The sequence below is a fragment of the Nonomuraea sp. 3-1Str genome (genome assembly GCF_031570565.1).
In the GTDB taxonomy this organism is placed as follows: Bacteria; Actinomycetota; Actinomycetes; order Streptosporangiales; family Streptosporangiaceae; genus Nonomuraea.
The window spans coordinates 213,214-229,021 of record NZ_JALHBK010000010.1 but is presented as its reverse complement, the minus strand read 5'-3'; the positions used below and the strand labels follow the sequence as shown (position 1 = coordinate 229,021).

General features: G+C 72.3%; 16 protein-coding genes. 9 read left to right on the top strand and 7 right to left on the bottom strand.

Going from position 1 to position 15,808, the window contains the following annotated elements; all coding sequences use genetic code 11:
- Positions 1-131 precede the first annotated feature (131 nt).
- The 6 genes from iolC (at position 132) to MTP10_RS18650 (ending at position 6,519) form a co-directional block, all read left to right on the top strand.
- Positions 132-1,055 carry a 5-dehydro-2-deoxygluconokinase gene (gene iolC, locus MTP10_RS18675; protein WP_310710744.1) on the top strand — a complete coding sequence of 308 codons (924 nt, stop codon included), beginning with the start codon at positions 132-134 and terminating at the stop codon, positions 1,053-1,055.
- Positions 1,052-1,987, top strand: a complete 936-nt coding sequence (locus MTP10_RS18670) for a deoxyribose-phosphate aldolase (protein WP_310710743.1) — start codon at positions 1,052-1,054, stop codon at positions 1,985-1,987. Before iolC ends, MTP10_RS18670 begins: the two co-directional genes overlap by 4 nt.
- Complete coding sequence (iolB, locus tag MTP10_RS18665; RefSeq protein WP_310710742.1) at positions 1,987-2,841, top strand: 5-deoxy-glucuronate isomerase; 855 nt, start codon at positions 1,987-1,989, stop codon at positions 2,839-2,841. Before MTP10_RS18670 ends, iolB begins: the two co-directional genes overlap by 1 nt.
- A complete protein-coding gene (iolD, locus tag MTP10_RS18660; RefSeq protein ID WP_310710741.1) occupies positions 2,838-4,712 on the top strand; it encodes a 3D-(3,5/4)-trihydroxycyclohexane-1,2-dione acylhydrolase (decyclizing) in 1,875 nt (624 codons plus the stop codon). The genes iolB and iolD overlap by 4 nt, the downstream gene beginning before the upstream one ends.
- A 77-nt stretch (positions 4,713-4,789) precedes the next feature.
- Positions 4,790-5,860, top strand: coding sequence for an AI-2E family transporter (locus MTP10_RS18655; protein ID WP_310710740.1), 1,071 nt, complete (start codon positions 4,790-4,792; stop codon positions 5,858-5,860).
- Between the two features lie 20 nt (positions 5,861-5,880).
- Positions 5,881-6,519: an HAD family hydrolase gene (locus MTP10_RS18650; protein ID WP_310710739.1), complete on the top strand. Its 639-nt coding sequence runs from the start codon at positions 5,881-5,883 to the stop codon at positions 6,517-6,519.
- A 6-nt stretch (positions 6,520-6,525) separates the two neighbouring features.
- On the opposite strand, the gene MTP10_RS18645 is transcribed toward MTP10_RS18650, so the two are convergent.
- On the bottom strand, positions 6,526-7,083 hold the full coding sequence (locus tag MTP10_RS18645; protein WP_310710738.1) for a DivIVA domain-containing protein: 558 nt from the start codon (positions 7,081-7,083) through the stop codon (positions 6,526-6,528).
- A 94-nt stretch (positions 7,084-7,177) separates the two neighbouring features.
- Between MTP10_RS18645 and MTP10_RS18640 the strand changes: the two genes are divergently transcribed.
- Positions 7,178-7,939, top strand: coding sequence for an ATP-binding cassette domain-containing protein (locus MTP10_RS18640; protein WP_310710737.1), 762 nt, complete (start codon positions 7,178-7,180; stop codon positions 7,937-7,939).
- Complete coding sequence (locus tag MTP10_RS18635; protein WP_310710736.1) at positions 7,936-8,607, top strand: hypothetical protein; 672 nt, start codon at positions 7,936-7,938, stop codon at positions 8,605-8,607. Before MTP10_RS18640 ends, MTP10_RS18635 begins: the two co-directional genes overlap by 4 nt.
- A gap of 75 nt (positions 8,608-8,682) precedes the next feature.
- Here the strand turns inward: MTP10_RS18635 and rlmN are convergent, their stop codons facing one another.
- A complete protein-coding gene (gene rlmN, locus MTP10_RS18630) occupies positions 8,683-9,786 on the bottom strand; it encodes a 23S rRNA (adenine(2503)-C(2))-methyltransferase RlmN (RefSeq protein ID WP_310710735.1) in 1,104 nt (367 codons plus the stop codon).
- A gap of 162 nt (positions 9,787-9,948) precedes the next feature.
- Between rlmN and MTP10_RS18625 the strand changes: the two genes are divergently transcribed.
- Complete coding sequence (locus tag MTP10_RS18625; RefSeq protein WP_310710734.1) at positions 9,949-10,971, top strand: suppressor of fused domain protein; 1,023 nt, start codon at positions 9,949-9,951, stop codon at positions 10,969-10,971.
- Here the strand turns inward: MTP10_RS18625 and MTP10_RS18620 are convergent.
- The 5 genes from MTP10_RS18620 to rpsB form a co-directional block, all read right to left on the bottom strand.
- A complete protein-coding gene (locus MTP10_RS18620; RefSeq protein ID WP_310710733.1) occupies positions 10,951-11,814 on the bottom strand; it encodes a phosphatidate cytidylyltransferase in 864 nt (287 codons plus the stop codon). The two genes, MTP10_RS18625 and MTP10_RS18620, sit on opposite strands and share 21 nt — an antisense overlap.
- 60 nt (positions 11,815-11,874) lie before the next feature.
- Positions 11,875-12,432, bottom strand: a complete 558-nt coding sequence (gene frr, locus MTP10_RS18615; RefSeq protein WP_310710732.1) for a ribosome recycling factor — start codon at positions 12,430-12,432, stop codon at positions 11,875-11,877.
- 38 nt (positions 12,433-12,470) lie between these two features.
- Entirely contained in the window at positions 12,471-13,169 is a 699-nt protein-coding gene (gene pyrH / locus MTP10_RS18610) for a UMP kinase (protein ID WP_217709034.1), read from the bottom strand.
- A 135-nt stretch (positions 13,170-13,304) separates the two neighbouring features.
- Positions 13,305-14,138 (bottom strand): translation elongation factor Ts, encoded by an 834-nt coding sequence (gene tsf / locus MTP10_RS18605; RefSeq protein ID WP_310710731.1) that lies wholly within the window; start codon positions 14,136-14,138, stop codon positions 13,305-13,307.
- Between the two features lie 636 nt (positions 14,139-14,774).
- Positions 14,775-15,746, bottom strand: coding sequence for a 30S ribosomal protein S2 (rpsB, locus tag MTP10_RS18600; RefSeq protein ID WP_310710730.1), 972 nt, complete (start codon positions 15,744-15,746; stop codon positions 14,775-14,777).
- Between the last annotated feature and the right edge of the window lie 62 nt (positions 15,747-15,808).

Below are 15,808 nucleotides of genomic sequence, written 5' to 3'. Positions count from 1 at the left end.
CCGGGTTCGGACGATCCGGTGGTGGCACCTACCCAGCAGGGATTCGGACTGGCAGAATGCACGACTGAACGGACATCGGTATGTCAGGACAATAGATCATACTAGGGAGTGGGACTCTCACTGGAGGTGCGTTGTTCGACCTGATCACGATCGGCCGCTGCGGCGTCGACGTCTACCCCCTGCAAACAGGCGTGGGCTTGGACCGCGTCGAGACCTTCGGCAAGTTCCTGGGCGGCAGTCCGACGAACGTCGCCGTGGCGGCGGCCCGGCACGGCCTGCGCCCCGCGGTGATCACCGCCACGGGAGCCGACCCCTTCGGCGCGTACGTACGGCGGGCGATCCGCGACTTCGGCGTGGACGACACGTTCGTGGCCACGGTCGAGGGTTCGCCCACGCCCGTCACGTTCTGCGAGATCTTCCCGCCCGATGACTTCCCGATCTACTTCTACCGGGGCGAGCATCCACCCGACCTCCAGGTCGGCGCGGACTCGCTGGACCTGGACGCGATCCGCGCGGCCACGGTGTTCTGGTTCACCGCCACCGGCCTGAGCCAGGAGCCGAGCCGCTCGGCCCACGCCGCGGCGCTGGCCGCCCGCGGCTCCGGGTGGACCGTGTTCGACCTCGACTACCGGCCCGTGCTGTGGGAGTCGCCCGAGGCGGCCCAGAGGGGCGTGCGCGAGATGCTGCCCCACGCGAACGTGGCCGTCGGCAACCTCGACGAGGTCGAGAACGCGGTCGGCACACGCGACCCCGAGGCCGCGGCGCAGGCGTTGCTCGACGCCGGGATGCGGGTCGCCGTGGTGAAGATGGGACCCGAAGGCGTCCTGGCCCGCTCCGCGGACGAGCGGGCCGTGGTGGAGCCGGTCAAGGTCGAGGTGGTCAACGGCATCGGCGCCGGTGACGCCTTCGGCGGCGCCCTGTGCCTCGGGCTGATCCGGGGCTGGCCACTGGAGCGTACCGTCCGCTTCGCCAACGCGGCCGGCGCCTACGTGGCCGCCCGCCTGGCCTGCGCCGACGCCATGCCGACCACGGACGAGGTGCTTGCCCTCCTATGAGTGACGTGATCCTGCCCACCGACGCCGTGTCGAACGGCTCCCCTGCCACCACCGACTCCCGCTACGAGCAGCTCACCCGCATCCGCTCCACCCGGCCCGGCGAGATCGCGCGGGCCGCGGCGCGGCGACGCCGGCGCGGGCTGCCCGCCGAGGACGAGCGGCTGCTCGTCATCGCCGCCGACCACCCGGCCCGCGGCTCGCTGTCCGTACGCGACCAGCCGCTCGCCATGGCCAGCCGCACGGACCTGCTGGACCGGTTGTGCACGGCCCTGGCCAGGCCCGGCGTGGACGGCATCCTCGCCTCCCCCGACGTGCTGGAGGACCTGCTCCTGCTGGGAGCCCTGGAAGGCAAGCTGGCCTTCGGCTCGATGAACCGGGGCGGCCTCCAGGGATCGGTGTTCGAGGCCGACGACCGGTTCACCGGCTACGACGCCGCCTCCATCGACGCCATGCGGCTCGACGGCGGCAAGATGCTGTGCCGCATCGACCCCGACGACCACGCGACCGTGTCCACGCTGGAGTCGTGCGCCCACGCCATCACCGACCTGGCCCGGCGGCAGCTCGTCGCCATGGTCGAGCCGTTCTGGTCGAGGCGCTCCGACGGCGGGCCGCTGCGCAACGACCTGTCGCCCGACGCGGTCATCCGGTCGATCAGCGTCGCCCAGGCGCTCGGCGTCACCTCCGCCTACACCTGGCTGAAGATCCCCGCGGTCGCGGAGATGGAGCGGGTCATGGCGGCCACCACGCTTCCCGCGCTGCTGCTCGGCGGCGACCCGCCCGACATGGACGCCGCCTACGCCGATTGGGGGCGCGCGCTGCGCCTGCCCGGCGTGCGCGGCCTCGTGATCGGCCGCGCCCTGCTCTACCCTCCGGACGACGACGTCGCCACGGCCGTGGACGGTGCGGCCGCGCTGATTCGAGAGGTTGGCTGATGACATACCTTCCGTACGGCAAGGCCGCCAACGGGCCCTGGTCGGTGGAGATCACCCCGGACGTGGCCGGCTGGACGTACTCGGGGCTGCGGGTGGTCGAGCTGGGGGACGAGCCGGTGTCGTTCGCCACGGGCGGGGAGGAGATGATCGTCCTGCCGCTGGCGGGCTCCTGCACCGTGCGGTGCGCCCCCTCGGGCTCGGCCGAGGCCGTGTGGCGGCTGGAAGGGCGGGAGTCGGTCTTCCACGGCCCCTCGGACTTCGCCTACCTGCCGATCTCCTCGGAGGTGACGCTGGAGGGACGGGGCCGGATCGCGCTGCCCTCCGCCCGCGCCGGCCGCGCGCTGGAGCCGCGGTACGTGCCCGCCTCGCGGGTGCCGGTGGAGCTGCGCGGCGCCGGCCAGGCCAGCCGCCAGGTCAACAACTTCTGCGCGCCCGGCGTCTTCGACTGCGACAAGCTGGTGGCCGTCGAGGTGCTCACCCCGGGCGGCAACTGGTCGTCCTATCCCCCGCACAAGCACGACACGCCGGGCGAGGGCGAGGCCGTGCTGGAGGAGGTGTACTACTTCGAGGTGGCCGGCGAGGGCCAGGGCTACCAGCGGGTCTACTCCTCCGAGCGGGGCCGCGTCGACACCCTCGCCGAGGTGTCCTCCGGTGACGTGGTGCTCGTGCCCTACGGCTACCACGGCCCGTCGATGGCGGCGCCCGGCTACGACATGTACTACCTGAACGTACTGGCCGGACCGGCCGAGGAGCGGACCATGGCCTTCTGCGACGACCCACGGCACGCCTGGATCCGCGCCACCTGGCAGGACCAGGCCATCGACCCGCGCCTGCCGTTCGGGGGCGGGCGATGACGCGCCTGACCGTCGCCCAGGCGGTCGTCCGCTTCCTGGCCGCCCAGTGGACCGAGCGCGACGGCGCCGAGCACCGGCTGTTCGGCGGCTGCCTCGGCATCTTCGGCCACGGCAACGTCGCCGGGCTCGGCCAGGCCCTGGCCACGTCGGAGGAGGACCTGCCCTACCGGCTCAGCCGCAACGAGCAGGCGATGGTCCACACGGCCGCCGCCTACGCCCGGGCCGCCAACCGCCTGTCCACGCTGGCCTGCACCACCTCCATCGGCCCCGGCGCGACCAACATGATCACGGGCGCGGCGGGCGCCACCATCAACCGGCTGCCCGTGCTGCTGCTGCCCGGCGACGTGTTCTCCACCCGCGTGGCGAACCCGGTGCTCCAGGAGCTGGAGGACTCGCGCTCGTACGACGTGTCGGTCAACGACTGCTTCCGGCCCGTGTCCCGCTTCTGGGACCGCGTCAACCGGCCCGAGCAGCTGCCCTCGGCGCTGCTCGCGGCCACGCGGGTGCTCACCGACCCGGCCGAGACCGGCGCGGTGACGCTCGCGCTGCCGCAGGACGTCCAGGCGGAGGCGTACGACTGGCCGGACGAGCTGTTCGAGCGGCGCGTCTGGCACATCCCGAGGCAGCGGCCGGAGCGGGCCGCCGTGGCCAGGGCCGCCGAGCTGGTCAGGTCGGCCGCCCGGCCGGTCATCATCGCCGGCGGCGGCGTCCTCTACAGCGAGGCCGCCGAGCGGCTGCGCGAGTTCGCCGAGGCCCACGGCATCCCGGTGGCCGAGACGCAGGCCGGCAAGGGCGCCCTGCCGCACGGTCATCCGCTGGCGCTGGGCGCGGTCGGCGCGACCGGCACGACGGCCGCCAACACGCTGGCCCGCGAGGCCGACCTGGTCATCGGCGTCGGCACCCGCTACAGCGACTTCACCACGGCCTCCCGCTCCCTGTTCGGGGCCGGCACGCGGTTCGTGAACCTCAACGTCACCGCCTTCGACGCGGCCAAGCTGTCCGGGCTGCAGCTCGTGGGCGACGCCCGCGAGGGCCTGGCCGACCTGGGCGAGGCGCTGGCCGGCTGGGACACCGGCGCCGCGTACCGCGAGCGGGCCGCCGCGCTGATCCGCGCCTGGGACGCCGTGGTGGACGCCACGTACGGGCCGGACCGCTCCGGGCAGGACGGATCGCCGCTGCCGCAGGGCGCCGTGCTCGGCGCGGTCAACGCCGCCGCCGGCGACGACGGGGTGGTGGTGTGCGCGGCCGGCTCCATGCCGGGCGACCTGCACAAGCTCTGGCGGCCCAGCGGCCCCGGCTCCTACCACGTCGAGTACGGCTACTCCTGCATGGGCTACGAGATCGCCGGCGGCCTCGGGGTCAAGCTGGCGGCGCCCGAGCGGGAGGTGTTCGTCCTGGTCGGCGACGGCTCCTACCTCATGATGGCCCAGGAGCTCGTCACGGCCGTGGCCGAGGGGATCAAGCTGGTCGTGGTCCTGGTCGACAACTCCGGCTTCGCCTCGATCGGCGCCCTGTCGGAGAGCGTCGGCGCCGAACGGCTCGGCACGTCGTACGCCTACCGGGGCGCCGGCCGCTACGACGGCGGGCCGCTGCCGGTGGACCTGGCCGCCAACGCCGCCAGCCTGGGCGCCACCGTCCTGCGCCCCGACTCGGTGGAAGGGCTGCGCGAGGCGCTGCGGGAGGCGCGGGCGGCCACGGCCACCACGGTCGTGTACGTCCGCACCGACCCGCTCAGCCAGTCGCCCTCGTCGGAGGCGTGGTGGGACGTGCCGGTGGCGGAGGTCACCACGACGGCCGCCGGCGAGCAGGCGCGGCAGGCGTACGAGTCGGGCAAGAAGGAGCAGCGGCAGCACCTGGCGCCCCTGGAGTGAGTGGTTGCCCGGAGAGATCCGGGGAACGCCTCTGACCGAGCACGACGTCGGGAGGCGGGGATGGCCGGGAGCCGGGCATGAGGGTGTGGCGCGTGCTGGGATGGATCGCGCTCATCGCGGTGGGGCTCTACCTCTTCTCCGTCCTGCGCACCGTGGCCCTCTCGATCATCGTCGGCCTCCTCCTGACCGCGCTGCTGCACCCGCCGGCCGAGTGGCTGCGGCGGCGCGGCCTGAACCGCGCGCTGGCCACCACGGTGGTCTTCCTCGGCGGCTTCCTGCTCGCCGGGGCGTTCGTGGCGCTCGTCGTGCCGCCCACCGTGGCCAGCGTCGCGGAGCTGCACGACAGCGTGGGCAAGGCCGTCAACGACCTGAACGGCCTGGCCTCCCGGCTGGGCCTCAGAGGCGGGTCCCTGGCCACGCAGGTCAGGGACTACCTGTCCACGCAGGGGCGGCAGATCGCCAGCGGGGCGCTCACGGGCGTGCGGACGGCCGGGGAGATCGTCGTCGGCGCCGTGGTGGCCGTCGTCCTGGCCATCTACTTCATCCACGGCGGCGACCACCTGTGGCGGTGGCTGGTCGAGCTGCTGCCCGTCCCGGCCCGCCCGCGCGCCGAGCGGACCGGAGAGCTGATCTACGGCATCGTCGGCCGCTACATCCGGGGCGTCGCCCTGGTGGGGCTGGTGGACGGGTTCTTCATCGGGCTCGCGCTGTGGATCCTGGGCGTGCCCATCGCGCTGCCGCTCGCGGTGCTGACGTTCGTCGGAGCGTTCCTGCCGGTGGTGGGGGCGTTCGTGGCGGGGCTGCTGGCCGCGGTGGTCGCGTTCGTGGCCAAGGGCTGGGTGGTGGCGCTGATCGTCGTCGCGGTGACCGTGCTCGTGCAGCAGTTGGAAGGGCACGTGCTGGCGCCACAGATCTACGGCCGCGCGCTCGACCTGCCGGCCCCGGTCATCCTGATCGCCATCGCGGTGGGCAGCCTGGTCGGCGGGATCACCGGCGCGTTCCTCGCCGCGCCGGTCGCGTCGGTGATCGTGGCCCTGCTGCACGACCGCGGCCACGACGCCGCGCACGAGCCGCCCCCGGCTCTGCCCCCCGCTCCACCCCCAGCTCAGGCCGCCGCCCGGCCGGCCGAACCGGCCGGAGACGCCTGAGACGGGCCATGATGGTCACCATGCGATGGGTGACGTTCGACTGCTTCGGCACGCTGGTGGACTGGCGGCACGGCATCGCGACCAGCGCCGAGCTGGTCGCGCCCGGACACGGCGGGCGGCTGCTCCACGCGTACGGCCCGCACGAGCGCGCGGTCCAGCAGGAGTCCCCGCGCCTGCGCTACCGCGAGGTGCTGGCCGAGGCGCTGCGCCGCGCCTGCGCCGAGGAGGGTGTCGCGCTGCGGCCCGACAACGCCGGGATTCTGGCCGCCACGCTCCCCTACTGGCCCGTCTTCCCCGACGTCGGCGCCGAGCTGGCCCGGCTGCGGGAGGCCGGCTGGCGGATCGCGCTGCTGACCAACTGCGACCGCGACCTGATCGCCGGGACCCGGCGGCGGCTGCCCGTGCCGTTCGACGCGGTCGTGACCTCCGAGGACGCCGGCGCCTACAAGCCGGACCTCGCGCCTTTCACCGTGTTCAGGGACTCGTTCGACCCCGAGCGGTGGGTGCACGTGGCGCAGAGCTACGTCCACGACCTGGTGCCGGCGCACCGGCTGGGGTTGCGCCGCGTGTGGATCAACCGGCAGGGTGAGCGGCCCGCCGACCCGTCGGTGCCGCAGGACGTCCTGCCGGACCTGCGCGGCCTGGTCACCCTGCTCTGACCGGCCTCAGGGCTGCCCGCGCTGCTCCAGCACGTCGGAGATGCCCGCCAGGAAGGCGTCCACGTCCGAGATGAGGTAACCCGACCTCAGCAGCACGGTCGAGAACTTCGCCTCCCGCACCTCCTTGGCCGTCACCGGGTACTCGGTGGTGCCGCGCAGCGTGGCCACGATCCGGTCGAGGAACGCGTCCACCTCGTCCTCGTTGTAGCCGGTGCCCATCCGGCCCGGCCGGAACGCCACCCGCTCCACCCGCGCCGCCTGGGTCTCGAACCACTCCTCGCGCAGCATCTCCCCGGTCGGCTCCGCCAGGGCAGCCAGCCTGACGGGGCTCCTGGCCTGTGTCTCCAGCGCCACGACGAACGCCTCCAGGGCGAAGTCCACGGCCGTCTCGTGGTAGCCGCCGCGTCTGGGGCGGAACGTGGCCCGGCGAACGTCGTCGGCGGTCACGGGCTCCGCCTCACCCGCTCCCCGGCCCAGCGCCGACTCGATGCGCCCGATGAGGGCGTCGACCTCGGCCGGGTCATATCCGGAACGCATGCCCATGACGCGCGGAAAGCGGTTCAAGCCCACTCCTCCCGGAAGCTGCTGAGGGGTATCGATCTCTATTGTGGGGTTCTTTATCCCGATGATGCGAGCCGCCTTATACCGTTACAGCACCATGTGGCTCGCTCAGGTCTCATTCCGCTACCGAAGACACGACCGTTACGTCATCGAGGCCGCCGAGGCCCGCCTCGCTCCCGGTGACGTGGTGGAGCTCGTCGGCTCGAACGGCGCGGGCAAGTCCACGCTGCTGCGCCTGCTGGCCGGTCTCACCCGGCCCACCTCCGGGACCGTCACCGGACGGCCCGGCGTCGTCGGGTACGTCCCCGACCGCTTCCCCGCCGGTCAGCCGTTCACCGTGGCCGGCTACCTGGGTCACATGGCGCGCGTGCGCGCCGGCGCCCGCTGGGAGCCCTGGGCCGAGCGCCTCGGCCTGGACCGGTTCGCGGGGGTGCGGCTGGGCGAGCTGTCGAAGGGCACGGCGCACAAGGTCGGCCTGGTGCAGGCGCTCATGGCCGAGCCTGGGCTGCTCGTGCTGGACGAGCCGTTCGCGGGCCTGGACCGGGACACCCGCGACGCGCTGCCGGGCATCGTCACGGAGGTGGCCGAGCGGGGCGGCGTCGTCGTGGCGAGCGACCACCAGGGCGGGCTGCGCGCGCTGGCCGGGCTGCGCCTCTGGTCGTTACGCGACGGCCGCCTGAGCGAGCACGCCGGCCCACCGCCCGTGCCCTCCCCCGATGCCGCTTCCTGGAACGGGGACGAGGAGAGGACGGTGACCGTCGAGGTGAGCGTGCCGGCCCGCGACCTGGAGGCGTTCCTCCGCCGGACCCGCGACGACGGCTACCGGGCCCGCGCCCTCACCGGCGAGGAGGCCCCGTGATCGCCCTGGTCGTCTTCCGCCTCGCCGCCTACGTGCGCTCCCACCGCGTTCACCAGGCCCTGCTGCCCATCATCATCACGCTCTCGATCGTCTACGCCAGCCGCGCGCCGCGCGGCTCCGAGGCGGCCGCGCTGACGGACGGGGCCGTGCTCATCATCCCGTTCCTGGCCTGGGCGGCGCGGAGCCTGCTGGACACCGAGCCCGACGAGCAGCGCGCCATCTCGGCGACCGCCGTGGGCGGGCGCGGGCGCGAGACGGCCGCCGGGCTGCTGGCGGCCCTGGTCGCGTGCGGCGCGTTCGCGACGCTGGCCCTGGGGTGCGGGCTGGCGCTCGGCCTGTCCGCCGCTCCTCCGCCCGGGGTCTCCGTCGCCGGCGTGGTGGTCCACGCCCTCGCCGCCCTCGCCGGGGTCACGCTCGGCGCTCTCACCAGCCGGGCCGTCGTGCCGTCACCGGCGTTCTCGATCATGGGGCTCGTGGGCGGGTTCCTGGTGATGCTCGTGCTCAGCGTCTCTCCGGCGTACTGGCTGACAGTGCCGGTGGCGGCCTGGATGAAGGCGGCGGCGGCGGGTCGGCTGGTGGCCGAGCTGCCGGGGCTGAGCGCCATCTCGCTGGCGTGGTGCCTCGTGGGGCTAGGCGTGTACGGGTACCTGCGGCGCACGCGGCCTTGAGGACCCCGGCCGGGGCGCCCCTGGACTGAGGCGCCTCGGGTCCATCCGGTGACGCGGACGTCTGGGACGGGTGAGTCAGGCGTCCGCGGCGGCGAGCTGGCCGCAGGCGCCGTCGATCTCGCGCCCGCGCGTGTCGCGGACCGTCACCGGCACCCCGTGGAACTGCAGCCGGCGCACGAACGCCCGCTCGTCCTCCGGGCGCGAGGCCGTCCACTTGGAGCCCGGCGTCGGGTTGAGCGGGATCAGGTTGACGTGCACCAGCTTGTTGCGCACCAGCTTGCCGAGCAGGTCGGCCCGCCACTCCTGGTCGTTGATGTCCTTGATCAGCGCGTACTCGATGGACACCCGCCGCTTCGTCCTGGCCGCGTACGCCCACGCCGCGTCGAGCACCTCGGCGACCTTCCACCGGGTGTTGATCGGCACCAGCGTGTCGCGCAGCTCGTCGTCCGGCGCGTGCAGCGACAGCGCGAGCGTCACCGGCAGCCCCTCCTCGGCCAGCTTGCCGATCGCCGGCACCAGGCCGACCGTGGACACCGTGACCCCGCGCGCCGAGATGCCGAGCCCGTGCGGCGCCGGCTCCACCATGCGGCGCACCGCGCCGATCACCTGCTTGTAGTTGGCCAGCGGCTCGCCCATGCCCATGAAGACCACGTTGCTGACCCGGCCGGGCCCGCCCGGCACCTCGCCGGCCGCCAGCGCCCGAGCGCCCGACACGACCTGCTCGACGATCTCGGCGGTCGACATGTTGCGGGTCAGCCCGGCCTGGCCGGTGGCGCAGAACGGGCAGTTCATGCCGCAGCCGGCCTGTGACGACACGCACATCGTGACCCGGTCGGGGTAGCGCATGAGGACCGACTCCACCAGCGCCCCGTCGAACAGCCGCCACAGCGTCTTGCGGGTGGTGCCGGCGTCGGTCGTCAGCTCCTTGACCGGGGTGAGCAGCGACGGCAGCAGCGACGACAGCTTCTCGCGCGAGGCCGCCGGCAGGTCCGTCATCGCGTCCACGTCGGCGGTGAGCCGCTCGAAGTAGTGGCGTGACAGCTGGTCGGCGCGGAACGCCTTCTCCCCCAGCTCGGTCACCGCCGCCCGCCGGTCGGCCATGGACAGGTCGGCCAGGTGCCGGGCGGGCTTGGCCCTGCGCGGCGCGACGAACGTGAGCTGACCTGGCTGCTGGGACACGGGACTGCCTTCTGCTAGAGGGGGTTACCGACCAGGGTAATGAACGCTCGGCGTGAAGGCGTCATTCCAGGGGTCATCTGTTCTGGCGCGGTGCGCCGAGGGGAGCTCCCGGTCGCGGTACCGCTCGCACAGGGGCACTCCGCCGATCTACAGTCGTCTCGTATGACGATTTTCCGGTCGGCGTCTGGCGAGGGGCGGGCCGAGGTCGTCCTCACCGCCGTCAACCCGTACGGCAGCCGCGAGCTCGTGGTCGAGCGCGACGAGGGCGCCTCGGTGGCTTACCTGCGCGCGCCCGGCGGCACCGTGCACGGCGCGGTGTGGCTGGCCAACCACCGCGCCGCCCCACCGGTCATGGACCTGGCCCGCGTCAACTCCGGCCGGCCGCCGCTGATGCCGAGCCCCGGCACGACGCACCCCGCCGGGCGCGGCCCGCTCGGCAGGCTGGCCGTCCTGTGGTTCGAGGAGGGGGACGGCGTGGCCCTCTACGAGGACGACGACCTGCTGGCCGTCATCCCGGGCTGGGCCGACATGAGCAGGGGCATGCCCGGCTACGCGCGCGACGCCGTGGGCGAGTCACCGTTCGCGTGGGCGCTGTCGGAGGCGCTGGAGGGTCTGGCGCCGCGCATCTCCAACGCCCGCTCCTACTGGCTGTGGCGCCACTCGGAGGGGTCGTGGCCGTCGTTCCAGCAGTTCGCGATGAGCCACCTCGACGCGGTTCTGGGCCGGGCCGGGCGCTACTGGGAGGCGAGCGGCGACCGGCTGCCGACCGTCGGCATCACCGAGCGTCCGCCGCGCGAAGGTCGGCCGTTCAGCGTGCTGTCCACGGTCGGCATGAGCTGCCAGCGCATGCCCACGGTCGAGCAGTGGATCGACCAGCCCGGCGCGTACGCCCGGATCGAGCTGGCCGTGGCCACCCGCGACGACCCCCGCGAGGCGGCGCTGCTGCTCGTCTGGCTGGCGCAGTACCCCTGGCACTCGGTCACCTGGCTCGGCCACGGGCACACCGCCAAGTGGTACCACGAGCCGGCCACGTTCCCGCTGGGACCGCAGTACGCGGGAGTGCTTATGCTCGCCGATCCCCCCGACATGCCCGCCTTGTCGGGATTCACGTTCGGGGGTGAGGCGGTGCGCTGGCTCTGGCTCACGCCCATCACGGCCGGGGAGCTAGAAGAACACCGTCATTAGCAGCCACACCGGCACCAGCGTGGTCACCAGCGAGTCGAGCCGGTCCATGAGGCCGCCGTGGCCCGGCAGGATGGTGCCGAGGTCCTTGATGCCGAGATCCCGCTTGATCATCGACTCGATCAGGTCGCCCACGGTCGCCAGCAGCGCGGCCAGCGCGCCGATCAGCGCTCCCTGCCAGAGCCGCCCGTCGAAGAGCCAGGTCACCAGCCACGCCCCGACCACCGTGCAGGCCACCACCGACCCGGCCAGGCCCTCCCAGGTCTTCTTCGGGCTGATGACGGTCAGCTGGTGCTTGCCGAACAGCACACCCGCGATGTAGCCGCCGATGTCGCTGGCCACGGTCACCGCGATGAACACGATCACCCGGTCGCGGCCGTCGCCCGGCGCCAGCAGCAGCGCCACGAAGCCCGCCAGCAGCGGCGGGTAGACGAGCAGGAAGGCGGAGCCCGTCGCGTCACGGACGTACCCCGCGGTGCGCCCGCCCTCGCCCTCGCCGTCCCCGCCCGTGAACATGCGCCAGATCAGCAGGACGAACACCGACACCACGAACACGCCGAGCAGCCAGACCGGCCCGCCCCAGTACGCCCCGGCCTGCATGGCGGCCATCGAGACCAGCACCGGCACGACGGGCACCCGGATGCCGCGGGACGCGAACGCCTGCGTCATCTCGACCACGCCGACACCCACGGCCGCCACGACCACGACCAGGAACAGCTCCTTGACCGTGTAGAGGGAGGCGATGACCAGCGCGCCCAGCCCCACGCCCACCGCGATCGCGGCGGGCAGGTTACGTCCCGTACGGCCGCCGCCGCTCGGGCTGCCGCCAGCCGTACGTTCTTCCACAGAGACTCTCCATAAGCCACGGCCCCCGCCATCGGGCGAGGGCCGTGCGGCGGGCGCCGCTCAGACCTCGAGCAGCTCGGCTTCCTTGTGCTTGAGCAGCTCGTCGATCTTCGCGACGTGCTTCTGCGTCACGTCGTCGAGCTCCTTCTCGGCGCGCCGGACCTCGTCCTCGCCCGCCTCGCCATCCTTGATCATCTTGTCAAGGGTCTCCTTGGCGGAGCGGCGGATGTTGCGCACCGACACCTTGGCGTGCTCGCCCTTGTTACGGGCCACCTTGATGTACTCCTTGCGGCGCTCCTCCGACAGCTCGGGGAACGACACACGGATCAGCTGGCCGTCGTTGCTCGGGTTGACGCCGAGGTCGGAGTCGCGGATCGCCTTCTCGATCGCGGCCATCGAGCCCTTGTCGTAGGGCTGGATGATGACCATGCGGGCCTCGGGCACGTGGAACGAGGCCAGCTGCTGGATCGGGGTGGGCGAGCCGTAGTACTCGGCACTGATCTTGTTGAACATCGAGGGGGTGACACGGCCCGTGCGGATGGCCGCGAAGTCCTCCTTCGCGACCGACACGGCCTTGTCCATCTTCTCCTCGGCTTCGAGGAGGGTTTCGTCGATCACAGCGGCTCCCTGTCTTCTGGCTGGCGGATCGGGCTCGCTCACTTGCCTGCGGGACTCACCAGCGTGCCGATTTTCTCACCGCGGACCGCTCGCAGGATGTTGCCCTCACCCATGAGATCGAAGACCACGATCGGGAGGTCGTTGTCCTTGCACAGGCTGATCGCGGTCGCGTCCATGACCTGCAGGTCCCGGATCAGCACCTCGCCGTAGTCGAGGTGGTCGAACCGCACCGCGTCCGGGTTCTTGCGCGGGTCGGAGTCGTAGACGCCGTCGACCTGGGTGCCCTTGAGCAGCGCCTCGGCGCCGATCTCCAGGGCACGCTGCGACGCGGCGGTGTCGGTGGAGAAGAACGGCGAGCCGAGCCCCGCCCCAAAGATCACCACGCGGCCCTTCTCCAGGTGCCTGATCGCCCGGCGCGGCAGGAACGGCTCGGCCACCTGCTGCATGGTGATGGCCGTCTGCACCCGCGTCTCCACGCCGCGCCGTTCCAGGAAGTCCTGCAACGCCAGGCAGTTGATGACCGTGCCCAGCATGCCCATGTAGTCGGCGCGGGCCCGGTCGATCCCCTGCTCCGACAGGGCGGCCCCGCGGAACATGTTGCCACCGCCGACCACGACCGCGACCTGCACGCCCTCACGGACGGCCTCGGCGATCGAGTCGGCCAGGTGGTCGACCACGAGCGGGTCGATCCCCAGCGGGTCACCGCCGGCGAACGCCTCACCCGACAGCTTCAGCATCACCCGTTTCCAGCGCAGCGGACTCTGCGGCGAACCCGGACGCGAGGAAGCCGCCGGCGTGGCTGGCTCCTGATTGTCCTGCACGGCGGCGGCCTCCTTCTTAGAAGTTTCGGTGAGCTGAGGGTTCGCTCAAGCCTAAGCCTGACCGACCTTGAAGCGGACGAACGAGAGCACCTCGGCACCGTTCTCCTCGGCGTACTTCGCCACGCTCTTCTTGTTGTCCTTGACGAACGCCTGCTGGAGCAGCGTGAAGTCCTTGTACCAGCCGTTGACGCGACCCTCGACGATCTTGCCGATGGCGGCCTCGGGCTTGCCCTCCTCGCGGGTCATCTCCTCGAAGAGCTTGCGCTCCTTCTCGACGACCTCGGCGGGCACGGAGGCGGGGCTCAGGTACTGCGGGGCCATCGCCGCGGCGTGCTGGGCGATGTCCTTGGCGACCTCGGCGTTCGGCTTGTCGAGCTGCACGAGCACGCCGACGGCCGGCGGCAGGGCCGGGTCGGTGCGGTGCATGTAGGCGCCGATGTAGCCGCCCTCCAGCACCGCGAAGCGGCGGACCTCGATCTTCTCGCCCAGCGCGGCGTTGGCCACGTCCAGGTGCTCCTTGACGGTCTTGCCGTCGAAGGAGGACTCGAGCAGGGAGGCCACGTCGGCCGGCTTGGTGGCCAGCACGTGGTTGACGACCTGGGCGGCCAGCTCCTGGAAGCGCTCGCCCTTGGCGACGAAGTCGGTCTCGCAGTTGAGCTCGAGCAGCGCGGCGGCGGAGTCGCCGTCCTGCTTGAGGGCGACCAGGCCGTTGGAGGCGGTGCGCGCCTCGCGCTTGCCGACGTCCTTGGCGCCCTTCAGGCGCAGCAGCTCGATGGCGCGGTCGAAGTCACCCTCGGACTCCTCCAGCGCCTTCTTGCAGTCCATCATGCCGGCAGCGGTGATCTCGCGAAGCCGCTTGACGTCGGCCATGTTCACGGAAGCCATTGCTTTTTCCTCGTGGGATTTCGTCGTGGATCGGATGGGCGCCGGGTCCGGCACCCACCCTGGGGTGGAACGGCCGGCGCGTGCCGTGCGGAAGCTTGGCCTTGCTCGGTGTGTAACCCGAGCCGGTGGGCGCTAACCCGGGCGGCGGGCCCGGTTTGGCGTCCTTGTGCTGCTGGCCAGGTGCGGTGCCTCAGGCGCTCTCCCGGCACGTCGCCCGGAGGCGCTTCCTGGGAGAGGTGTCCCCGGCGGTGCGGCGGCGGTGCGCCGGCACTGCCCCGGGGAGGCTCGCATCTCACCGAGGCGATGTCCGGAAACCTCGCCCCTCACCGAAGCGACGTCCTGAAACCTCGTCCCGACCGGAGTGACGTCCGAAGAGACGCCCAGCCGGAGCGGCGGCGTCCGGCGGTGCGATGCCGGCCGGAGTGGCGTCCGGCGGCTCGGCCCGGCCGCCTCGATCGGTTCGCCCGTCGAGGTGCCCCGGCCGAGCTGCTGCCGCTTCGTGACGCAGGGGGCGTGGATCTCCCCCCGCGTCGCCATCGCACCGACGAACACGCGCTCACCGGCGACGCCACCTGTGGCCCTCACCCCGTCCGCCCCGTGGAGACGGCCGGGGTGGGAGCCAGGCGACTCGGTCGGTCAGGCCTGCGGCTGCTCGGTGCCGGCCTCGGGCGCGTCGGCCTCAGCCTCAGCAGCGGCCTCGGTCGCAGCGGCCTCAGGCGCGGCGGCCTCAGCCTCAGGAGCGGCCTCAGCCTCGGGCGCGGCCTCAGCCGGGGCGGCGGCCTCGGCGGGAGCGGCCTCGGCCTCAGGAGCTGCCTCGGTCGCGGCGGCCTCGCCGGTGCCCTGCTCGATGAGCTCGCGCTCCCACTCGGCCAGCGGCTCGGCGGCGGCGGGCTTCTCGTCACCACGGGCGGCGCCCGAGCGGGCCATCAGACCGGCGGCGACACCGTCGGCGACGACCCGGGTCAGCAGGCCGACGGCGCGGATCGCGTCGTCGTTGCCGGGGATCGGGTAGTCGACCTCGTCGGGGTCGCAGTTGGTGTCGAGGATCGCGACGACAGGGATGCCAAGCTTCTTGGCCTCGCTGATCGCGATGTGCTCCTTCTTGGTGTCGACGATCCACACCGCGCTGGGCACGCGGCCCATGTCACGGATGCCGCCGAGCGTGCGCTCGAGCTTGTCCTTCTCACGCCGGCGCATGAGGAGCTCCTTCTTGGTGAGCCCCGAGGCGGCGACGTTGTCGAAGTCGAGCTCCTCGAGCTCCTTCAGGCGCTGAAGCCTCTTGTGCACGGTGGAGAAGTTGGTGAGCATGCCACCCAGCCAGCGCTGGTTGACGTACGGCATGCCGACACGGGCGGCCTGCTCGGAGATGGCCTCCTGAGCCTGCTTCTTGGTGCCGATGAACAGGATCGTGCCGCCGTGGGCGACCGTCTCCTTGACGAAGTCGTAGGCACGGTCGATGAACGACAGCGACTTCTGCAGGTCGATGATGTAGATGCCGTTGCGCTCGGTGAAGATGAAGCGCTTCATCTTCGGGTTCCACCGGCGAGTCTGGTGTCCGAAGTGAACGCCGCTCTCGAGCAGCTGTCGCATGGTGACGACGGGGGCCATCTGCTGGTCCTCCAGGTCAGGGCGCCCGGCAGGCGGGCGCGATTCTCGGTTGTGACGCGGCG